Raw genomic sequence first — 21816 nt, 5'->3', positions numbered from 1 at the left:
CGAGGACCTCTCGGGACGGCCCGCCGTGCGGACCTCGGTCCTACTCGGTGAAGGAGAGCTCGAGCAGCGACGCGACGAGCTCGTCCCCATTTTGACCGGTGTCTTCACCGCGCGCGGTCCCGGCGGTCGGACCGGTCGCCGTGGCCGCCGGATCGGCCTCCCGGCCGAGCCACAGCCGCTTGCGCCGGAACACCGGGGCGGGCAGCGGCTCTCGGGGCGCCGGAGCGCCGTCGCGCAACCGGGGGTCGAGCTGGGCGGCGACGAGATGGGCGTTGGTGCCGCCGAGCCCGAACGAGCTGAGTCCTGCCACCCGCATCCGCTGCCCCGGCGCCCAGGTGCGCAGCCGGGTGTTCGGGAAGAACGGCGAGGCGTCGAAGTCGAAGCGCGGGTTGGGGGTCTCGCAGAACAGCGTGGGCGGGATCTGGCCGTGCTCGACGGCGAGCACCACCTTGATCAGCCCGGCCACGCCCGCCGCGCTGAGCAGGTGGCCGACGTTCGACTTGACGCTGCCGATCGCGCACCAGCCGGTCCGGTCGCTGGTCTCGCGGTACACGTCGGTCAGCGCGCGCAGCTCGATCGGGTCGCCGATGAGGGTCCCGGTGCCGTGCGCCTCGACCATGCCGATCTCGCCGGCCCGCCGGCCCGCCGCCGCCAGGGCCTTCCTGATGACGTCGGCCTGGGCCGCCGGGTTCGGCGTGGTGATGCCCATCGTGTGGCCGTCGTTGTTCACGGCCACGGCCTCGATGACGGCGTGGACGCGGTCGCCGTCCGCGAGCGCGGCGGCCAGCGGCTTCAGCAGCACCGCCCCGCACCCCTCTCCCGGCACGAATCCGTCGGCCCGCTCGTCGAAGGTGGCGCAGCGGCCCGACGGGGAGATCGCGCGGGCGGCGCTGAACTCCAGGTAGGGCTGCTCGTCGAGCAGCACCTCGACACCGCCGGCCACGGCGATCTCGGCGTCGCCCGCCAGCAGGGCACGGCACGCGAGCTGCACGCTGACGAGCGAGGACGAGCAGGCGCTGTCGACGACCAGGTTGGGCCCGCGGAAGTCGAAGTGGTGGGCGACGTGGGCCGCGATGAAGTTCTGGTCCGACTGCAGCACCGCGGGGCGCAGCCCGGCCCGTCTGCCGTAGGAGGAGATCCGGCCGCCGACGAACACGCCGACGTCCCGCCCCCACAGCTCGGCCCCGGTGTATCCGGCGTCGGCCAGGCAGGTCGCGGTGGCCTCCAGGAACAGCCGGATGCCGGGATCGAGGCAGGTCGCCTCCTCGTCGCCCATGCCGAAGTAGGCCGCGTCGAAGTCCTCGATCCCGTCGAGGAAGCCGCCCCATTTGCTCAGCGACCTGCCCACGGCCGGAACCGGGTCGTACAGCCGCCGGTGGTCCCACCGGGACGCCGGCACCTCGGTCACCGAGCAGCGTCCCGACAGCAGGTTGGCCCAGTAGGTCTCCACATCGGGAGCGCCGGGGAAGCGGCAGGCCATCCCGATCACCGCGATCTTGCCGGCCGTCGCGTCGTCCCTCCCCGCACCGGCCGGCGGCACGGCCCGCTCCACCGCGGTCACCGGACCGGCGTCCGGCGCCGGGCCGGGACCGGGTTCCGGCATCGGCACGGGGCCGGGTTCCGGAAGGGCGCCGAGGGCGGGTTCCGGAAGGGCAGCGAGGGCGGGTTCCGGCATCGGGTCGGGGGCGGGCTCCGGGGCGAACCGGGCCAGGTAGGCGGAGAGGCGTTCCAGCGTGGAGTGGTCCAGCAGGACGGACGGCTCCAGCCTGCGGCCCAGATGCTCCTCGATCTGCTGGAGCAGCTCGCCCAGCATGACCGACTCGACGCCGAGTTCGGCGAAGTCGGCGGTGGGATCGAGGTCCCCGGCCGGGAGCCCCACGTTGCGCGCGAACAGCTCCACCAGCCATGCGGGCGGACGGCCGCCGGACGCGCCCGCGCTCACCGGCTGCCGCGCCGCAGTCGGCACGGAGGACATAGGCGGCACGGACGACACAGGGGGCCCGGACGCCGCCGACGGGGCGATGGCCGCGCCGGTGGAGACGTCGCCGATGAGGGCGGCGTCTGCCTCCGGGACGGCCCAGGGTCCGGCGGAGGGAGCGGCGGAAGCGGTACCGGTCAGGAGCAGGGCGCCGGGATCGGGCGCGACACCGTGGAGCGGCGGGCAGGGCAGCACCGAGGCGCCGTCCGGCAGGGCGTCGGCGGGCAGGGCGAGCACGCGCTCCAGCACACGCAGGCCCTCCGCGTCGCCGAGGCTGTCGAGCCCCACGGGCTCGCAGACGTTGGGCCCGCCGCGTCCCGACCCGCTCTCGCGCCACATGGGCCAGTTCACCGAGCGGAACGCGTCGTGGCCCTGCCGGGCCTTGCCGCTCACGTAGAAGTCCATGAAGGCGTTGGCGGCGGCGTAGTCCGCCACTCCGGCGGCGAGCCGGGGCACCGCCGCGCACACCGAGGAGAACGTGAGGAAGAACGCGGGCCGGTCGGCCTCGCAGACCTCGGCCAGCGCCTCCAGGCCGTCGGTCTTCGGTTCCAGCACGGCCCGCATCTCGACCGCGCCCTTGTGGGCGAAGACCGGGGTGCCCCGGCCGACCCGCCCCGCGCAGTGGACCACGCCGGCCACCGGGCCCCACGCGTCACGGACCGATCGTATGAACGCGGCGAGCCCGGCCCGGTCGGAGAGCCTGCCGGTGTGCGCCCGCACCTCGGCGCCGCGGCGCTCCAGCTCGCGCACCGTGGCGACGGCGGCGGCCGAGGGCTCGGGCAGCGACGGGTCGTCCCACCGCTCTCTCGGCGGCAGGGACCGCGCGCCCACCAGGACGATCCGGCGGGCGCCCCGTTCGACCAGGTGACGGGCCACCCGGGCGCCGATGCCCCGGGTCGCCCCGCTCAGCACGTACGGCGCGTCGGCCGCGAGCCGGGGCGGCGTGTGCGGCGCCTCGACCGGCACGAGCCGGGGCTCGAGACGCCGTCCCGCGCGGTGGCAGACCTCGCCGTAACGGCTGGGATCGCCCCACTCGTCCAGCACCTGCCGGGCGACCTCGGCCGCCTGCGAGGCGGGCACGTCGGTGTCGAGCACGGTCGCCCGGACCTTGCCGTACTCCGCGCCGAGCATGCGGACGAATCCGGCCAAGCGGGCGCCGGCGAGGGTGGCGGGAGCACCCGGCGCGCCGAGCAGCCCCCGGGTGACGTGGACGACGCGCAGACCGGCGGCGTGCCGGTAGGACACGAGTTGCTGCAGCATGGCCAGTCTGGCCTGCCACCGCCCCGGTCCCGCCGGGGCGTCGAGGTCGCACAGATCCACCCACCCGGCCAGGTCGGGATGCCGGGCCAGCAGAACGCCGACGGCCTCGACCGCGCCCGCCTCGTCGTCGTAGCAGAGCACGCCGCCGTCGCCGGAAGCAGGGCCGGTTCCGTTGCGGCCGGGATCAGGGTGGGCGGGATCAGAGTGGGCGGGATCAGAGTGGGCGGCGCCTTCGCGGACCAGCAGCACCCGTCCTGGGCCCGCGGCGCGGGCCAGCTCGCGCGCCACGTTCTCGGTCCGGTCGCCGAAGACGCACAGCAGCGGCCCCTCGGCGGAGGCAAAGGCGGGAACGCGTGCGGCATCGGCGGGCACCCACTCCTTGCGGTAGAGCGGGATCTCCCGGCCCGTGTGTGGTCCCTCGCCCGTCTCCCGCGCGTACGCCGTGCCCGGCGTCTGGCGGGCGTCGGCGGAACCGGCGATCGGCGCCCCGGCGCCGGGCTCGTACGGCCGCTCGGGCAGCCAGCACCGCATCCGGGCGAAGGGATACGACGGCAGCGCGATGAGGCGCGGCGAGAGACCCTCGGCGTCCTGGTCGCCCCGCTCCGGACGGGAGGACCGGGAGGATCGCAGGTGGGCCCCGTGCAGGCGCGGCCAGTCCACCCGTCCGCCGCCTGCCCAGTGGGCGGCGATCTCCCGCAGCTCGTCCTCCCCGAACCCGGGGGCGTACGCCGGATCGGACACGGAGTGCGGTCCCGCGACGGGAACGTGCCCGGCGCCGGGGGCCGGGACGCGCGGAAGCACGGGTCCGGGCTCCTGCCCGGGGCCGGGGGTGCGGCCCCGCAGCACGTCCGATGGTTCCTCACCGGCGGCGAAGCGCTCAAGGAGGCCGGCCGCCTCCCGGGAGTCCGCCGTGACCAGGGCGAGCCGTTCGCGCAGCGGCTCTCGGCCGGCCTGCAGCGTGTAGGCGACGTCGGCCAGGTCGTGACGGTCGCCCGCGTCGCGAAGCCAGGCCGCCATGCGGCCCGCCAGCCGCCGCAGGGCGTCCCGGTCCTGCCCCGACAGCACCAGCACCTGCGGGCGTCCGGCCGGGAAGCGGGGCCGCTCGGGGACGTCCGCGTACTCCTCCAGGACGACGTGGGCGATCGTCCCACCGGCGCCGAAGGAGCTGACGCCGGCCCGGCGCGGCAGCGGACGGCCGCGCCCGTCCTCACGCTCCGGCCAGGGCGCGGCCTCACGCTGCACCCGGAACGGCACGCGGTCCCAGGCGATCTTCGGGTTGAGCTCCTCGGCGTGCAGGGACGGCGCGAACGTGCCGTGCCGCATCTGGAGCACGACCTTCGTCAGGCCCGCGATGCCCGCGGCGGCCTCTACATGCCCGATCGACGACTTGACCGAACCGATGGCGACGGCGCCGGGGGGAAGGCCGGCGTCGCCGAAGGCCCGCATGAGCCCGTCGATCTCGATGGGGTCGCCCAGCGCCGTTCCGGCTCCGTGCGCCTCCAGGTAACCGATGGTCGCCGGGTCGACGCCCGCGTCCCGCAGCGCGTCGCGCACCATCTCGCCCTGCGCCGCGGGATTGGGCACGATCCAGCCGTTGGTCCTGCCCATGTGGACGACGGAGCTGCCGCGGATCACCGCGTGCACGCGGTCGCCGTCCTCCAGGGCGCGGCGCAGCGGCTTCAGCACGACCACGCCGACGCCCTCCGACGGCACGAACCCGTCACCGCCCAGCCCGAAGCTGCGGCAGCGCAGGTCGGAGGCGGTCAGCTTCATGCGGCGCTGCTGGATGAACTTGTTGGGGTGCAGCGACAGGTTGACCGCCCCGGCGATCGCCATCTCGGCCTCGCCGCGGCGCAGCGCCTGCACGGCCAGGTGGATGGCGACGAGCGAGGACGAGCACATCGTGTCGATCGTCATGCTGGGCCCGCGCAGGTCGAAGTGGAACGAGACCCGGTTGGCGATGCCGCCGATGGCCGACCCCGAGTCCTGGGGGTTGCCGCGCAGGGTCTGCTCGACGCCGAAGAAGGGATACTCGTTGTACATCGAGCCCGCGTACACCGCCACCCGGGAGCCGTGCCGCTCGCGCAGCCGCCGCCGGGGATAGCCCGCGTCCTCCAGGGCCTCCCAGGTCACCTCGAGGAACAGCCGCTCCTGCGGGTCCATGAGGGCGGCGTCCCTGGGGGTGATGTTGAACAGCAGCGGGTCGAACGTGTCGACCTCGTCCAGGAACCCGCCCCACATGATGTCGGCGGGCCAGCCGGGACGACGTCGCGCGTCCGGCAGCGGCCCGACGCAGTCGCGCCCGGAGACCAGGTTCTCCCAGAACCGGTCGAGGTCGGGGGCGTGCGGATACCGTCCGGCGATGCCGACGATGGCGATCGCCCGGTCGTCCTCGTCGCGCTCGCCTTCCCCACGCAGGTCGCCGCGCGCCGCGAGCGCCTCCAGCCGGCGCCGCGCCTGCCCGTCCCCGGCGTCCCGGTCCGGCGCCTCCGGCTCGTCGGGTCCGGCGTCCCGGTGGGCGTTTCCGCGCCCCCTCCCGGACGCCGTACGGCCCGGCTCGTCCGTGAGCCAGGGCCCGTCGAGGCCGAGGAGCACTCCGGCCACCCCGGCGAGGTCGCGGTGCTCGAAGAAGAGCGTCGGGGAGACCTCGCCCAGGTCGCGCGCCAGCGCGTCGTTCAGCCGCGCCACGATGTACGACGTGAGCCCGTAGTGCTCCAGCGGCACATAGGCATGCAACTGGTCCGCCGGGATGCCGGAGACCTCGGCATACCGCGCCTTGAGGTAGTCCTCCACCCGGGCGCGCAGGAGGGGGTCGTCCGCAGAGGCACGCCCAGGGTCGCCCCCGGAAGCGGCTCCGTTCACAGGAGCGGCCGCGTTCCCATGAGCCCCGCCGGAAACGCCGTCGGCGGAAGCCGCGGGACCGTCGCCGTCGAGGGCCCCGGAGTCTTCCGCCCGCGGTCCGCCGGGGGACGGTTCGTCGGAGGGGCCGTCGAAGGGATACGTGGGCAGCGGGACGCGGGCGCCCGGCACCGGCCAGCAGTCCTCCCACGCCACGTCGTGCCCGGCCAGCCACGCTGCCGCGGCCTCCGTCTCGGAGATGGCTCCCCCATCGGCCTCCGCAGCGGCATCGCCCGCGTTCGCGGTCCCGGAGCCGACCGACGTCCCGGCGGGAGAACGCCCCGCCGCCGGGCTCGCCGACGTGCCGGGGGCGCCCGGCGGCGGGGCCACCGCCGTTCTCAGGGCGGGATGGTCGCGACCGGCCACCATGGCGTCCAGGGCCTCGGTCAGTGTCTCCAGGTCGGCGCAGCGGACGGCCAGCCGATGGGACATCGCCACCCGGCCCGTCTGCAGGGTGAACGCGACGTCCGCCGGCGCGGGGGCCGTGCCGGCGGCGCGCGCGGCGACCAGATGGTCCCGCAGCCGCCGTGCGTAGCGGTTGAGGTGTTCCTCGCTCGCGGCCGACAGCACCACGACGTGCGTGCGGGGTCCGGGCTGCGCCGCCCGGCCGTCTCCCGGGTCCGGGGCCCAGGAGGCTCCCGGGCCGGTGGCCCAGGGGTCCACGAGCCGTTCGGGCTCTGTCCGGTTCATCTCGCCTCACAGATGCGTCGACGGTCGGTCTTCTGGTGTGCTCACGCGCCGGTGGGAACGGGCCGGGCGCCGGGCGGCGCCAGCGTCGTCAGGCGCCGGCCGAGCAGGTCGGCGGCGGCCTCCATGAGCCGCACCGCCTCCACCTGCGCCCCCTCCACCTGCGCCCTCTCCGCCTGGCCGCCCGCGCGGAGGAGGGGCGGACCTGCCGGCGCGCGGCCGCCCGCGCCGTGGGGCTCGACGTCGCGGAGCTCGACGTCGCGGAGCTCGACGTCGCGGAGCTCGACGTCGCGGAGCTCGACGTCGCGGGCCGCGACCACGAAGTCGGCGCCCAGCACGAACGCGACGGCGACGGCCTCCGGCGTCGCGCACGCCGCCCCGACCCGGATGTGGTGTCCGCGGGCGGCGACCGCCTCGTCGCGGCGGCGCAGCGCCTCGGGCAGCAGGACCTCCAGCCCCGGGCCCGCGGACGAGCAGTCGAGGCAGACGTCCTCGCTCACGGGCAGGCGCCGGGCGACCTCCACCTCGGCGGGCGTGAGCGCTCCACGTGCCGACAGCGCGTCCAGGATCGGCTCCGCCGGGGGTCGCATCAGCCGTTCCGCCAGGTCGGGAGCCGCCACCCGGGCGACGATCCGGTTGGGCGCGACGGGCAGGCCTGCGGCGTCGCGGTAGGCCCCGGCGAAGCGGAAGCGCACCACCTCTGAGGGCGCCTGCGCGAGGGCTTCGTGCGGGATGGTCACGTGCAGGAAGCGCACGCCGTAACGCAGGCACAGGCCGGTCACACGCCCCTGCTCCGCGTCCTCGTCGCCACCCGTACGGCGGGCGTCCAGGGCGACGCCGTACGGCGCGGCCGGACCGAGGTCGCGGCGCAGGCGCTGGACGGCCCGCTCGACGTCGCCGGTGGGCAGGCCGTCTACGCCGAGGAAGGCGAGCACGCCGCGCCGGGCCGCCCGGGTCACCTGGTCGGCCGAGCTCCCCGCGCTCGCGTCCTCCAGGGCGGCGCATGCCAGGCGCGTGCCGAAGTCCCTCCTGAACTCCGCCGAGCCGAGGCGCTCGGCCGGCACGCGGTACGGCTCTGCGCCGGGTTCTGTGCCGGTTCCGGCCCGGACGGCCGGCCCGGCGGAACCGGACGTGGACGGGACGAGGTGTCCCGCGGACTTGCGCCACAGTTTCGTGAGCACCTGCCCGGGGCCGATCTCGCGGACCTCGCGCACACCCTGCCCGGCCAGGTAGACCATCGTGTCCCACCATCGCACCGGGCTGCGCACCTGCCGGGCGAGCAGGTCGGGCAGGGTCTCCGGCCGGTGCGGGCGGGCGGTCACGTTCGAGACGACCGGCACGCGCGGCGGGGCGAAGTCCACCGTGCGCAGATATTCGGCGAACGCCGCGGCGGGGAACGCCATGTACCGCGAGTGCGCGGCGATGCTCACGTTGAGCAGCACGCACTTGCCCGCGCCCGCCCCGCGGAGGACAGCGGCGAGCGCGCGCACCGAGTCCTCCGGGCCCGACAGCACGACCTGGTCGGGCGAGTTGTGGTTGGCGAGGTCGACGTCGGTGGCGCCCTCCTCGGCCAGCACCTCGCGCAGCCGGTCGACCGGCATCCCGACGACGGCGAGCATGCCGCCGCCCCGGGCGCGGGCCATCAGCTCGCCGCGCCGCCGCACGATCCGCAGGCCGGTCTCGAAGTCGAAGCATCCCGCGGCGTGCAGCGCGGCGATCTCGCCGAGGCTGTGCCCGGCGAGGTAGGCGGGGGCGGGCCCCTCCTCCAGCGCCGCCCGATGGGCGAGCGCGGCCACGGCGAACAGCGCCGGCTGGACGTATCGCGTGTCGTGCTGGAGCCTCTCTTCCTCTCCCGCGCACAGGCGGCGCAGGGAGACCCCGATGATCTCGTCGGCCCGGGCGACCAGATCCGGGTAGCGGTCGAGCAGCCCGGCGCCCATGCCCTGGCGCTGCGCCCCCTGCCCCGGGAAGATCCAGGCGACGCTCATGTGCCCCTCCTTCCGTCCGCGTCCGCGAGCGGGCGTGTCCCACCCCCCGCGCCGGTCTCCCACGGCATCCGCTGGTGCAGGGTGAAGGCGGCGATCCGGTCCCGTACGGCAGGAGCCGCCATCAGGCGGGCGAACTCGGCGGCGGCGACGCGGCCGGTCTCCTCGGACACCGGCCAGAGCAGGCCGAAGTATCGCTTGGCCTCCCCGATCGCCTCGGGTGCCACCTTGGTCAGCCGGAACGCCAGGCGGCCGAGCGCGGCGGCGGGATCGTCGCACACCTCGTCGACCAGCCGGTCGCGGTGCGCCTCCGCCGCGGGCACGGGCCTGGTGGTCAGCGTCATCGCGTACGCCGGCTGGAAGCCGGTGCGCCGCACCAGGAACGGCAGGACCGCGCACGGCAGCAGTCCCCACAGCGCCTCCGGCAGGCTGAACGTGCTGCGGGGCGTGGCCAGCACGAGATCGCAGGCCGCCGCCAGCCCGACCCCGCCCCCGGCGGCCTGGCCGTCGACCTCCGCCACCACCACCCGGGGCGTCGTGCTGATCCTCCGCAGGAGGGCGTGGAAGTCGGCCACGCCGCCGTCGCCCTCGGGCGCGTCCACCGCCTCGGCGAGGTCCATGCCCGTGCAGAACACGCCCGGGCGGCCCGCGAGCACGACGATCCGGCAGTCCGGCCGGTGCTCGGCCTCGTCCAAGGCGTGCCCGATCTCGGCGATCGTACGGGCGTCGAGACCGTTGCGCCGGTCCGGCCGGTCGAGGGTCACCCGGACGATGTCGGGGGACGCCTCGACGCGGATGCCCCGATAATCCATGATCATCTCCATCGGCGGCGAGGGCGACGATCCGGTTCTACCGGCGGCCGGGAGCGGCGTCTGCTCACCATTGAGCAGGCGGCGTGCCCGCTTCCGGGAGACGATTGCGGCGGCGGATCCCCGGCGTTTTCCGGCACCTGCCGACCTGAGGAGACGCGGGGAGAAGGGGAGACGGGCTGCGGCAGGATCGGAGGCGGGCCGAGCGGTGGCGCTGACGGGACGGGCGACGGCGTCCGCGGACGGAGCGGACTCGCCGGACGCGCGGATCGCGGCCGGCGAGGCGCACGTGTGGGTGGCGGACCCGGACGTGCTCGATCGGGACGGGACGCTCGGCGGCTACCGCGCGGCGCTGTCGCCGCCGGAGCGGGAGCGGGCCGCCGCCTTCCGCTCGGAGGCCGACCGGCTGGCGTTCGAGGCCGCGCACGGCCTGGCCCGAGCCGCGCTGACCTGGTGCGCGCCCGCCGTCGCCGCGGACGCCTGGCGGTTCACGACCACGCCCCACGGCAGGCCGGAGATCGCCGGCCAGCCGCCCCGCCGGCCGCTGCGGTTCAACATCTCCCACACGGCGGGACGGGTGGCCTGCGTGGTCACGCTGGGCGCCGCCTGCGGGGTGGACGTCGAGCGCGTGCACCGCCGGGCCGACCCGCTGCGGCTGGGCCGCAGGGTCTGCTCGCCCTCCGAGTACGCCCGGCTCGTCGCGCTCGACTACCCCGACGACCGGGCCGACCTGTTCTTCCGCTACTGGACGCTGAAGGAGGCGTACGTCAAGGCGCGCGGATACGGGATGACGCTGCCGATGAACGAATGCGACTTCGAGATCGCGGCATGCGTCCCAGCGGAGGCGCGCGCGGCGGTGGAGGGGCGGAGCGCGGCCCGTTTCGGGCCGCGGTTGCGGGACGACCCGGCCCGGTGGCGCTTCGCCCAGTGGCGGCCGGGCCCGCGCCACCTGCTCGCCCTCGCCGTACGGCGGGAGCCCGGCCTGCCCTGCGCGGTCGTCGTCCACCCCGCCCCGCCGCCCGCGCCGTGAGACGCGGCGCTCGGCAGGCCCGCTCAGGAGGTCACGGACAGCAGGCGCCGCAGGTCGGTCCGGAGTGCGTCGATGAAGTCGGGCCGCACGCCCTTGAGGTAGAAGTGGTCGCCCGCGAACACGCGGAGGGTGAAGGGGCCGGTGGTCACCTCCCGCCAGGCCAGCATCTCCTCGGGCGTGACCTCCGGGTCGGCGTCCCCCGTCAGCCCCGACACCGGGCAGGACAGCGGCGGCCCGGGGAGGGGCCGGTAGGTCTCGTTCAGCGTGAAGTCGGCCCGCATGCCGGGCACGAACAGCCGCAGCAGGTCGGGCTGCCGCAGCACCTGGTCGGGGATGCCGTTCAACCGGGCGACCGCCGCGACGAACTCCTCGTCCGGCAGGCCGTGCAGGTCGGCGCGGCGTTTGGGCAGGTGCGGGGCCCGGCGGCCGGACACGACCAGCCCCGCGGGCGGGGCGGCCGGGCCCGCGGACAGGCGGCGGGCCACCTCGTAGGCCACCGCCGAGCCCATGCTGTGGCCCATCAGCGCGTACGGCCGGTCGAGATGGGGCAGCAGGCCGTCCACCACGGCGGGCACGAGCTCCTCCATCCGGGTGTACGGCCGCTCCCGCAGCCGCCACTCGCGGCCCGGCAGGACGACCGGGCAGATCTCGACCTCCGGCAGCAGCAGCGGCCGCCACGGCCGGAAGAAGCCGGCGCCTCCGCCCGCGTGGGCGAAGCAGAACAGCCGGGCCGGCGCGTCCTCCCGTCCGGCGTCGCTGCTCAGCCATGCCGGCGGCGCCGGCTCCGGCCCTTTCGGGTACGCCTGCGCGATCGTCACGCGACCACCTCCTCGCCTCGTCCGTCATCCGGCGGAACGCAGCACGACGTGAGCGTAGGACCCGCTGGCGCCGAGCGCGTTCACCAGGGCGCGCAGCGGCTCCCCCGCACGGCGCGGGCGCCACTGCTCCCGCCGGTCCGCCAGGCGCAGCGGCAGCGCGTCCCACGACACCAGCCCGCCGGTCCGCCCGGCCAGTGTGGGCGCGATCTCCCGGTGCGCGAACTGCAGCAGCACCTTCGCGAGCTGCGACATCCCGGCGGCCGACTCCAGGTGGCCGATGTTGGGCTTGACCGTGCCCACCGGCACGCCGCCCCCACCGCCCCTTGCCGTCCCGGCGAAGACCTCCGCGAGCGCCTCGATCTCGGCGGCGTCCGCGACGCTCGCCCCGGCTGCCGCGCACTCGACGTACCCGATCTCCTCCGGCGTACGGCCGGCGCGGCGCAGCACCTGCCGGATCGAGTCGGCGAGCGCCGGGCTGTTAGGCGCGCCGAAGCGCACGCTCCGGCCGGAGTGACCGATCCAGGTGGCCTCGACGACTCCGTGGGCGGTGTCGCGGTCCCGCGCCGCCGCCTCCGCGGGGCGCAGCAGGACGGCGCCCGCCCCCTCGCCGAGCACCCACCCCGAGGAGGCGGCGTCGAACGCGCCCGCGGAGCCCCCGGGCGACACGAGCCCCAGGGCCGACAGCACCTCCGCGTGGTAGGGGTGGCAGACCAGGTTGACCCCGCCCACCAGGGCGGCGTCGCACTCGTCCCTGCGCAGGCTCTCCACCGCCAGGTGCAGGGCGGTCAGCGACGACGAGCACGAGGTGTCGACGGCGACGCTCGGCCCGCGGAAGTCGAAGAGGTGCGAGACCCGGTTGGGGATGTCGGAGGCCATGGCCGTGACGGCCGGCGGCTCGCCCCGCCGCCACGCGTCCGCGCCCGCCTGCCGGTGGTCGTGCCACATCACGCCGGTGAACACGCCGACGCGCGGCGCCGCCCGGCGCAGCGAGGCGGGGGTGTGCCCGGCGTTCTCCAGGCACTCCCACATGACCCGCAGCATCATCCGCAGCTGCGGGTCGAGCGTGCGGGCCTCGGCCGGCGAGATGTGGAAGAACAGGCTGTCGAAGTCGTCGGCGTCGGGGAGGAAGCCGCCGGTCAGGCCGGCGCCGCCGGCGGCCCGGCCGGCCGGCATGGGGCCGAACGCCTGACGTCCCTCGACGAGGCCGCCCCACAGCTCCGCCAGGTCGGCCGCGCCCGGATAACGCCCGGCGACCCCCACGATCGCGATCTCCGCCGCCCGCCGCCCGTCCGAGGCGGGGACGGCGGGCGCGGCGAGCCGGTCGAGGCGGGCGGCGCCGAACACCGGCCGCTCCCCCGAGGCGGCGACCGGGGGCACGGGCCGGGCGGGCACGCCGCCGAGGAACGACTGCAGGAACCGGTGCCCGTCGCCCAGGCGCAGCCGTTCGCGGACGGGCTCGAAGGCCACCGCTCCGACGGGGCAGAGCCCGACGCCGCACGCCGCCTGGCCCATCATCAGGAGCTGGCCCATGTATCCGGCCTCCAGGGCCAGGTAGCGCGGGGCGTCGTCGCCGTACAGCGGCGCGATGCCGTCGAGCTGCCCGACCAGGTACAGCTCGAAGCAGGCCTGGTCGTAGACGGGCCGGTTGTAGTAGAAGTGCGCGGAGCGGTCGATCCCGTCCGCCGGCCCGACCAGTTGCAGCGCGTGCTCTCCCGGCCGGTAGTAGTACAGCCCTGCGGCCACGCCCTCGACGCGCCGCACGTGCAGGTACACCTGGACGGAGTAGGTGTCCCCCGCCGAGGGGTAGAGCCGCCGGCCCCGCTCGCCCGGCGCCGACGTGCGCAGCAGGCTGAGGAAACGGCAGAAGTCGTCGTACGGCAGCGCCGCGTCGGCGAACTCGCGGTGGCTGCCGCGCCAGTCGTAGTGCTCGGGCGCGAACTCGGCCGCGTCGAGCGGGACGATCCGCTCCCCCGCCAGCCGCGGCCGCTCACCCCACCGGCCGGCCTTGAACGCGGCCCGCTCCTGCGGCGAGAAGAAGTCCACGCTCCCCGCGGCCGGCGCTCCGCCCGCAGCCCCGTCGCCCTCACCGTCGCCGGGCCCGGCCGCAGAGCGCGCGGCGCCGTTCGTGTCCGGCACGGAATGCGAAATGCCGGGCCTCTTCGCGACGCCGTTCACGGCCGGCAGGTCCGGCGACGGGCCCGGCGCCGCGGAGCCGTCCGGCGCGGCGGTGGTCGCCTCGGCGGCGTGGGCGCGCGCGGGCCGGTCCGTCTCCCGCCTATCGGCCGCGGGGGCCTGCCCGCCGTCGCCGCCCGAGAGCCGGGCGGCGACGTGCCGGGCGATGGCGGTGACCGTGGGCTCCGACAGGAGCGTCGCGACCGGCACCCGCTGGCGGTAGCGCTTCTGCAGCTCGCCGGAGACCTGCACGATCGTGAACGAGGTGGCGCCCTGGTCCCACAGGTCGTCGTCGGGCCGCACGGCAGGCACGCCCAGCCGCTCGGCGAACAGCGCGGCGATCTCGTCTCGCAGTTCCTCGACGCCCGGCCCGCGCGGCGCCTCTCCCGGTGCCTCCTGCGGTGCCTCGCTCGACGCCTCCCCCGGTGCCTCCGGCTCGGCCGGCTCGGCCCCGGGCTCCTGCGCCGCGCCGGGCGCGTCGGTCAGCGGCCACGGCAGGGCGTCCCGGTCGAGCTTGCCGTTCGCCGTGGCGGGGAACGTGCTCACGAACCCGACGAAGTTGGGCACCATGTATTCGGGCAGCGTCTCGGCCGCGAACGCGCGCAGATCCCTGACCCCCGGCGGGGTCGGACCCGACGGCTGCACGTACGCCACGAGCTTGCGGTCGCCCGTATGGTCGGGCCGGGCCAGCACCACGACCTCCTTGACCCCCTCGTGCTGCCGCAGCCGGTGCTCGATCTCGCCCAGCTCGACCCGGAACCCGCGGATCTTGACCTGGTTGTCGGCACGGCCGAGGAAGCAGATGTTCCCGTCGGGGAAGAAGGAGGCCCGGTCGCCGGTCCGGTACATCAGCTCGCCCGGCCGCGGTGAGAACGGGTCGGGCACGAAACGCTGGGCCGTCAGCTCGGGCTGGTTGTAGTAGCCCAGGCTCAGGCACTCGCCCGCGATGTAGAGGTCGCCCTCCACGCCGACCGGGCACGGTTCGAGGTGCTCGTCGAGGATGTAGTAGCGGCTGTTGTCGATGGGCCTGCCGTACGGGATGCTGCGCCAGGCGGGGTCGATGTCCTCGACCGGGAAGTAGTTGGACCACACGGTCGCCTCGGTGGCCCCGCCGAGGCTGACGATGCGCGCCCGGGGGAACACCGCCCGGACCTCCCCGGGCAGGGACAGTGGGGTGTAGTCGCCGCTCAGGAACACCAGCCGCAGGTCGCCGGTGCCCGGCCGGCCCGCGTACGCGGGCAGCAGCGGGGCGAGCTGGGTGAGCGTGGTGGGCGCGGAGTTCCAGAAGGTGATCGGCTCCCGCAGCAGCACGTCGGCCAGCTCGGCGGGGTCGCGCTGCTCGGTCTCGTCCGCGACGTACAGCCCGGCGCCCCGCCCGAGCAGCCCCAGGATGTCGAACACCGACAGGTCGAAGCCGAGCGAGGTCACGCACAGCCCGACGTCCGCCGGGCCGAAGCCGAACTCACGATAGGCCCAGTTCAGCAGGTTGAGCACCGGCCGGTGGGCCACGGCGACGCCCTTCGGCCGGCCCGTGCTGCCGGAGGTGAAGATGACGTACGCCGTGCTGTCCGGGGTGGTCACCGGGGGCGGGTTCTCGTCGCCGCGCGGGTCGTCGCGCACCGGATCGCGGTCGACGCGGACCACCTCGACGCCCACCTCGTGACACGGGGTCTGCGAGGTGGACAGCACCAGCGCCGCCCCCGCGTCGCCGAGCATCACGGCCGCCCGCTCCCTCGGCAGGTAGGGCTCGACCGGCAGGTAGACGCCGCCCGCCTTGAGCACCCCGAAGACGGCGGCCACCATGTCGGGCCCGCGCCGCATCGATATGCCGACCACGGTCTCCGGGCCCACACCGCGGTCGCGCAGGTGCCAGGCGATGCGGTTGGCGCGCCGGTTGAGCTCGGCGTAGGTCATCGTGCCGCCGCGCCAGCGCAGCGCCACGGCGCCTGGCCGTTCCCGGGCCTGCCGTTCGAACAGCAGGTGGACCGGCCCGTCGGCGGGGAACTCGCGGGCCGTGTCGTTCCACTCGTAGAGGATCGTGCGCCGCTCTGCGGCGGACATGCCGCCCGGGCGCTCCCGCTCGGCGAGGAGATCCGCCAGCCGGTCCCGGAGGTCGGCGAACGCCGCCTCGGCCGTCTCCTCGGGCAGGTCCGCGGGGTCGAGGTCCCAGCACAGCTGCAGCCGGTCGCCCTCGCCGACGGCCACGCAGTCGAGCGAGACGTCCGGCGTGCACGTCCGCCACTCCCCGGCGACGACCCCGGGCGGCAGCGGGTGGCCGTCGAGGTCGAACACGCTCGTGTAGACGACAGGATGGGCCAGACCGCCGCGCCGGGCGGCGACGCGGCGCAGCTCGGCCAGCCCGCTCGCGCCGTCGGCCGCCGCGTCGGCCGCGAGCAGACGCTGGTGGTCGCGGGCGCGCTCCAGCAGCGGCGTGTCCCCGCTGCCGGACCGGCCGCCGGGGACGTGCGGGATCCAGCTCAGCGCCGTGTGCTCTCCCGGCCGGCACGGCTCGGCCCACCCGGGCCACCGTACGACCGTCAGCGCGAACGTGCCGGGCAGCCTGGCGGCCAGCGCCTCGCCGAAGGCGGCCAGGATCACGGCGTCGGCGGACAGCCCGGCGCCCTCGGCGATCTCCTTCAGCCGCCGCCATCCCGTCAGCGTCGTCTCCAGCCGCGTACGCCGCAGGCCGCGTTCCTCCCCCACCACGGGTGAGGGCAGCGCGGGGCCCGGCGGCAGTTCGGCCAGCCGCTCGCGCCAGTACGCGACCTGCTCCGGCGAGGAGGCGGGGCGGTGCTCGCGGGGGTCGGCGGCGGGCGCGGGATCGGCCGCCGGGTCGGCGTACAGCCGCCACAGCTCGCGCAGCAGGAGATGGATGCTGCGCGCGTCGGCCACGGCCAGGTCGACCGCGACGTGGACGGTGGCCGCTCCCACCGCGCCGGCGTCCCCGCCCGGAGACGGTGACACGCTCGCCGGGGACACGCTCGTGCCCGCGGACGCGCTCGTGCCCGCGGACGCGCTCGTGCCCGGGGACGCGCCCGCGTCGCGCGAGCCGGAGGCGCCGCGCGTCACCTGGATCTCGGCGTGCGGCCCCCGCCCGAGCGGGAACGGCCGCACGGACAGCGTCGCGCGGACCGACTCGGCGTCGAGGCCGGACACGGGGATGTGCCACCGGCGGGGTGCCCTCGACCGCACGAGCAGCCGCCCGTCCACGGTCACAGATGCGCGCAGGGGCTCGTACGCCTCGGCCAGGCGCAGCCACGCCCGCTCCAGGCGGTCCACGTCGAGGTCGGCCACCTCGAAGGCGTGGTAGACCTGGCAGCCCTCCCCGCCGGACCGCCGGGCGACGTAGTAGGCCTGCTGCAGGTCGTTGAGCGGCAGGACGCGGTCGGCGCGGGGGTCCTCGGCCGCCAGCGCGCGCAGCGTGTTCGCGAACCTGGCGAACACCGCCTCGATCCCGGGGTGGAGGCCGTCCGCCACGTCCCAGCGGAAGCGCAGCCCGCCGTCCTGCTCCCACATCTGGTGGTCGAGCCCGACACCGGACGTACGGGTGACGGCGTAGCGGACGTCGCGGCCGAACCCCGGCGGCTCGGCCCGCACGCCGAGCATGCTGGTGAACACGACGGGCAGCGGCGGCGGGGCCCCGCGCCACAGGCGGCGCAGCGCCTCCACGCCGCCGACCGCCGCGTGGTCGAGATCCGACCACAGCAGCCGGTGGACCTCACGCACCGCCTCGCCCAGGTCCATGCCGTCCAGGGCCGGCACCGGGAAGACCAGGCTGGAGGTGAACGGGCCCACCAGGCGGTCGGCCGCGGCGGGCAGCCGCACCCGGTCGCTGGTGGTCAGCACGAGCGAGAACGGTGTGCGCGCGCCCGCCCACGCCAGAGTCTCGGCGAACACGGTGAGGACGAGCGCGGTCGGCGACACGTTCCAGGCGGCGGCCCGCTCGCGCAGCGCCCGCCACTCGGCCTCCGCCAGCCCGCCCTCCAGCGGCCGTCGCGGCTCCCCCGACGGCGCCACGACAGCAGAGCCCAGCGCCGGGGCAGCACACGGCAGGGCCGGGCCCGGGGGCAGATCGGCGAGCCGCCGCCGCCAGTGGTCGAGGTCGGCCTGGTGGGCCGGAGTGCGCGCGTGCGCCCGCAGCCGCTCGACGCACTCGCGCACGCTCGGCCCGGCCCCGGGCAGTCCGGTCAGTCCGGCCGGTCCGGGCAGCGGATCGCCGGGCCGGACGTAGGCGCGCCACCAGTCGGACAGCAGTAGGTCGAGGCCGCGTCCGTCGGTCACGACCGCGTCCACATCGAGATGCACGACGGCCCGGCCGTCGCGCGCCCGGGTCACCTCGACGGCGAACAGCGGCCAGTCGCCCGGCTCGTGCCGCAGCCGCGTCAGCCGCTCCCTGACCTCGGCCACGCGGTCGCCGAGCTCGGTCTCGGGCACCTCGTGCACCGGCATCGTCCAGGGGCCCGCCTCCGGCATCACCCGCTGGCGCCCGTCTTCGGTCAGCACGGCCCGCAGCATGTCGTGGTGCTCGACGACCCGTCCCCACGCCTCCTTCAGCCGGTGCGGGTCGAGCCCGGCGATCTCGAACTCACGGTAGAGGTGGCAGCCCACCGGGTCGGGCCCGAGGTCCGGATGCGACCCGGCGACGTACGCCTGCTGCATCGGCGTCAACGGGAACGGCGCGAACCGGTCCTCGGGCGCGGCCCCCTCGCCGGGCGAGGCGTGGGCCGGCCGCCCGGGCAGGCCGTCCTCCTGCTGGCCGTTCTCGCGCAGGCCGTCCATCGGCAGGCCGTCATCGGGCAGGGCCGCGGCGATGCGCCGGGCCAGGTCGCGCAGGCCCCCCGCGTCGCGCAGCCACTCCAGCGGCACGTCGGCGCCCAGCTCCTCCTTGATCTCCATGACGAGGCGGGCCGCCGTCATCGAGTCCAGCCCGTACGCCGCGAGCGGGGTGTCGTCCGCGGCCGTCTCGGGGGAATCCGGGCCAGCGACCGGGTCCGGACCCGTGCCCCGGTCCGTGCCAGGGCTACTGCCCATGCCCGTGCCCGTGCCGGTCGGCAGCGCCGCGGCCAGCATCCGCCGCAGCGCCGCCAGGACCTCGTCCACCGGCGCGTCCACCGGTTCCGCGACCATGTCCCGTGTCGGTCCCATCGCTCTCCCAGTCGTGTGTCGGCGTCGGAGGGTGGATCGGGCCGGGCGGGGCGCACGGAAAGGGCCCCGCGATCCCCCCGGCGAGGGCGTCCGCGGGCGACCCGGCGGAGATCCTCCGTGCGATCCGGCGTGCGATCCGGCGTCGGGCCGTCGCCGCCCGTCCGTACCGAAAAGCTAGGCGGGGGCCCGCCGGCGCGCTGCTCAGGATTGAGCAGGCCGCCCCGCGACCGGATCGGACGGGCTCAGTGGCCCATGCCGAGGCCGCCGTCCACCGGGACGACCGCGCCCGTGATGTAGGACGCCGCCTCCCCGGCCAGGAACACGACGACCCCGGCCACCTCCTCGGGCTCGGCCGTACGGCGCAGCGCGACCTGCCCGAGCACCTCGGCCCGCCGCTGCTCCGTCATCGAGTCCGTCATGTCGGTGCGGACGTATCCCGGGGCCACCACGTTGACGGTGATCCCCCGGGAGCCGAGCTCGCGCGCGAGCGACCGCGCCAGCCCGACCATCCCGGCCTTGGCCGCCGCGTAGTTGGCCTGCCCGGCCGCGCCGGACAGGCCGCTGACGGACGAGATGAAGATCATCCGCCCGCGCCGCATGCGTACCATCGGCCCCACCGCGCGCCGGGCGACGCGGAACGCGCCGGTGAGGTTGGTGTCGAGGACGCCGGTGAAGGCGGCCTCGTCCATGCGCATCAGCAGCATGTCGGCGGTGACGCCGGCGTTGGCGACGAGGACCTCCACCGGGCCGTGCCGCTCCTCCACCTCCGCGAACGCGCGGTCGACCGCCGCCGCGTCGGTCACATCACAGCGCACGCCGAACAACCCGTCCGGCGCGCCGCTGCCCCGGTGGGTGACCGCCACGCGGTCGCCCTCTTTGACGAACGCCCGTGCGATGGCCAGGCCGATGCCGCGGTTGCCACCGGTCACCAGCACCGAGCGATTCATGCCACCTCCTCGCCTCCGGCTTGGAGTGGCATGCGCCAGATGCTGTGCCTCCAGATGCTGTGCCTGCCGATTCGCTCGCTACGCTCGCTCATTCCGTCACCAGTCCCACCGGCCCATCGGGGGGTACGGGGCCTGGTAGGCATCCGGCGCGTCGTGCGACACCTTCGTGGAGAAACCGGCCGCCCGGGTGACCTGCCGGGTGAACGCCTGCCTGAACCGGGCGTCGCCCGGCAGCCCCGCCTCGTCCGCGGCCCTCAGCATGAGCTCCACGAACCGGTCGCGCTGCTCGTCGGTGATCTTCAGGCCCTGGTGCGCCCGGAAGATCACCTCGAACCCGCCGAGCTCGTCGCTGAAGCGGCTCGGGCCGCCCAGCATCTCGACGAAGAACGCGGTCAGGTTCTCCGCATGGTGAGAGGAGCCGTACTCGAACAGCCTCTTGAGCAGGGGATCGCGCAGCACGGACTCATGGAAGTGCTCGGCGAACTTGCGCAGCGCCGCCTCGCCGCCGACATGTTCGTACATCGTCGTCATCGCAGCCTCCTCGGAACGCCTGGGCTGGCGTCACCGTAGGCGGCGGGCGGTCGCCGATTCTGCTCAAAAGTGGACGAGGGATCAACGGCTGTGCGTCGCGGCGCTGTGGTAGTCGGTGTACGTGTAGGGGTTGTCGAGGATCTTCGTCTCGGGGATGTCGGGGTTCATCCCCTTCTGCCATGCCTCCTCGCCGAGCGTCGAGCGCAGGTACTCGACGGTCCGCTCCACCGCGCGGCGGGCCGCGGCGAGGTCCACGCCGACCAGGCGGTGCTCGTGCTTCACCACGCGGCCGTTCACGAGGACCGTGTGCACATCGCCGCGCTGCGCCTGGAACGCGACGTGCCCGTACGGGTTGAGCAGCGGGAACGACACGGGCGACGCGTCGTTCTTGATGAGCACGATGTCGGCCTTCCTGCCCGCCTCGATGCTGCCGAGGTCGTCGCTCCTGCCGATGGCGTGGGCGCCGCCGCGCGTCGCCCAGTCCACCACCTGGTCGGCACGCAGGCTGCAGTGGGTGATCGTCTCCCCCCTGGCATGCGCCTCCATGTGCTCCCGGGACCGGTCGGCGCCGAGCGTGGTGCGCATCGCCGAGAACAGGTCGCCGCTCCACCAGACGCTGGTGTCCATCGACAGCGAGACCGGGATGTCGTGCGCGCGGATGGCCCAGGTGGGCGGGTAGCCCTGGCCCGCGCTCTGCTCGCTCTCGGTGGAGACCGAGATCGAACCGCCGGTGGCGGCGATGCGGTGGTAGGAGTCCGCCGACAGCGAGGCGGCGTGGACGTAGACCGTCTCGGGCGTCATGAACCCGTGCTCGTACATGAGCCGGATGCCGTCGTCGCTGGTCGCGCCCCACACGCCCGCGTGGGTCGTGACCGGGACGCCGAGGTCGCGGGCCACCTCGAAGGCCGGCTTCTCGGGGAAGGCCGGGTCGCCGGTGACGTCGAAGGCGATCTGGAAGCCCAGCATGTCGTCGCCCGTGATGCGGCGCCGAACGAAGTCGCGGAACTCCGGCGCGCCGGTCCACTCGGCCGGTGGCGCCTGGATGTTGCCGTAGGCCAGCACGAACCGGCCGGGCACCGTCTGCAGCGCGTCCACGGCCGCATCGGCGTGGTCCACGGTCCGCAGCCCGTGCGACCAGTCCACGACCGTGGTGACGCCGGCGTCGATCGCCTCGATCGCGGCAAGCAGGTTGCCGGCGTGCACGTCCTCGGGCCGCCACAGCGTGCCGTACTCAAGGTAGTACCAGACGAAGTACTGCGTCAGCGTCCAGTCGGCGCCGTAGCCGCGCATCGCCGTCTGCCACATGTGCCGGTGAGTGTCGATCATTCCGGGCATGACGATGCCGTCGGTGGCGTCGACGACGACGGCGCCGTCCGGCGCGGGGAGGTCAGGCCCCACTTCGGCGATCCGGTCGCCGACGACGAGGACGTCGGTGCCGGGCAGCACGCTGTGCGCGTCGTCCATCGGCAGCACCGTGCCGCCGCGCAGCAGCACGGGCCGGTCCGGTCCGAAATCGGTCGGCTCGTTCATCGTCGAACTCCTCACCTTCCCACTGG

Annotated in this window: 9 protein-coding genes; 1 reads left to right on the top strand and 8 read right to left on the bottom strand. The window is 75.4% G+C overall.

The window, feature by feature from the left end; translation table 11 throughout:
• Positions 1–40: 40 nt before the first annotated feature.
• The 3 genes from ABZ860_RS13410 to ABZ860_RS13400 are packed head-to-tail and all read right to left on the bottom strand — an operon-like array spanning position 41 to position 9620.
• On the bottom strand, positions 41–6826 hold the full coding sequence (locus ABZ860_RS13410) for a beta-ketoacyl synthase N-terminal-like domain-containing protein (protein WP_357219392.1): 6786 nt from the start codon (positions 6824–6826) through the stop codon (positions 41–43).
• A 41-nt stretch (positions 6827–6867) separates the two neighbouring features.
• Positions 6868–8811, bottom strand: coding sequence for an ACP S-malonyltransferase (gene fabD, locus ABZ860_RS13405; protein WP_357219389.1), 1944 nt, complete (start codon positions 8809–8811; stop codon positions 6868–6870).
• A complete protein-coding gene (locus ABZ860_RS13400) occupies positions 8808–9620 on the bottom strand; it encodes an enoyl-CoA hydratase-related protein (RefSeq protein WP_357219386.1) in 813 nt (270 codons plus the stop codon). Before ABZ860_RS13400 ends, fabD begins: the two co-directional genes overlap by 4 nt.
• Positions 9621–9825: 205 nt before the next feature.
• On the opposite strand from ABZ860_RS13400, the gene ABZ860_RS13395 reads away from it, so the two are divergent.
• Positions 9826–10647 (top strand): 4'-phosphopantetheinyl transferase superfamily protein, encoded by an 822-nt coding sequence (locus tag ABZ860_RS13395; RefSeq protein WP_357219383.1) that lies wholly within the window; start codon positions 9826–9828, stop codon positions 10645–10647.
• Between the two features lie 23 nt (positions 10648–10670).
• Here the strand turns inward: ABZ860_RS13395 and ABZ860_RS13390 are convergent, their stop codons facing one another.
• From ABZ860_RS13390 to ABZ860_RS13370, 5 genes are all read right to left on the bottom strand, one after another.
• Complete coding sequence (locus tag ABZ860_RS13390) at positions 10671–11465, bottom strand: alpha/beta fold hydrolase (protein ID WP_357219380.1); 795 nt, start codon at positions 11463–11465, stop codon at positions 10671–10673.
• Positions 11466–11489: 24 nt separating this feature from the next.
• Positions 11490–18782: an amino acid adenylation domain-containing protein gene (locus ABZ860_RS13385; RefSeq protein ID WP_357219377.1), complete on the bottom strand. Its 7293-nt coding sequence runs from the start codon at positions 18780–18782 to the stop codon at positions 11490–11492.
• A 242-nt stretch (positions 18783–19024) separates the two neighbouring features.
• Positions 19025–19729: a 3-oxoacyl-ACP reductase FabG gene (gene fabG / locus ABZ860_RS13380; protein ID WP_357219374.1), complete on the bottom strand. Its 705-nt coding sequence runs from the start codon at positions 19727–19729 to the stop codon at positions 19025–19027.
• A gap of 96 nt (positions 19730–19825) precedes the next feature.
• Positions 19826–20260: a group II truncated hemoglobin gene (locus ABZ860_RS13375; protein WP_357219371.1), complete on the bottom strand. Its 435-nt coding sequence runs from the start codon at positions 20258–20260 to the stop codon at positions 19826–19828.
• 81 nt (positions 20261–20341) lie between these two features.
• Entirely contained in the window at positions 20342–21790 is a 1449-nt protein-coding gene (locus ABZ860_RS13370; RefSeq protein ID WP_357219368.1) for an amidohydrolase family protein, read from the bottom strand.
• Positions 21791–21816 lie beyond the last annotated feature (26 nt).

The sequence above is a fragment of the Microbispora sp. NPDC046973 genome, from assembly GCF_040644495.1.
Taxonomy (GTDB): domain Bacteria; phylum Actinomycetota; class Actinomycetes; order Streptosporangiales; family Streptosporangiaceae; genus Microbispora.
Note: the sequence above shows the minus strand (reverse complement) of the source record. Positions and strands in the feature narration are given on the sequence as shown.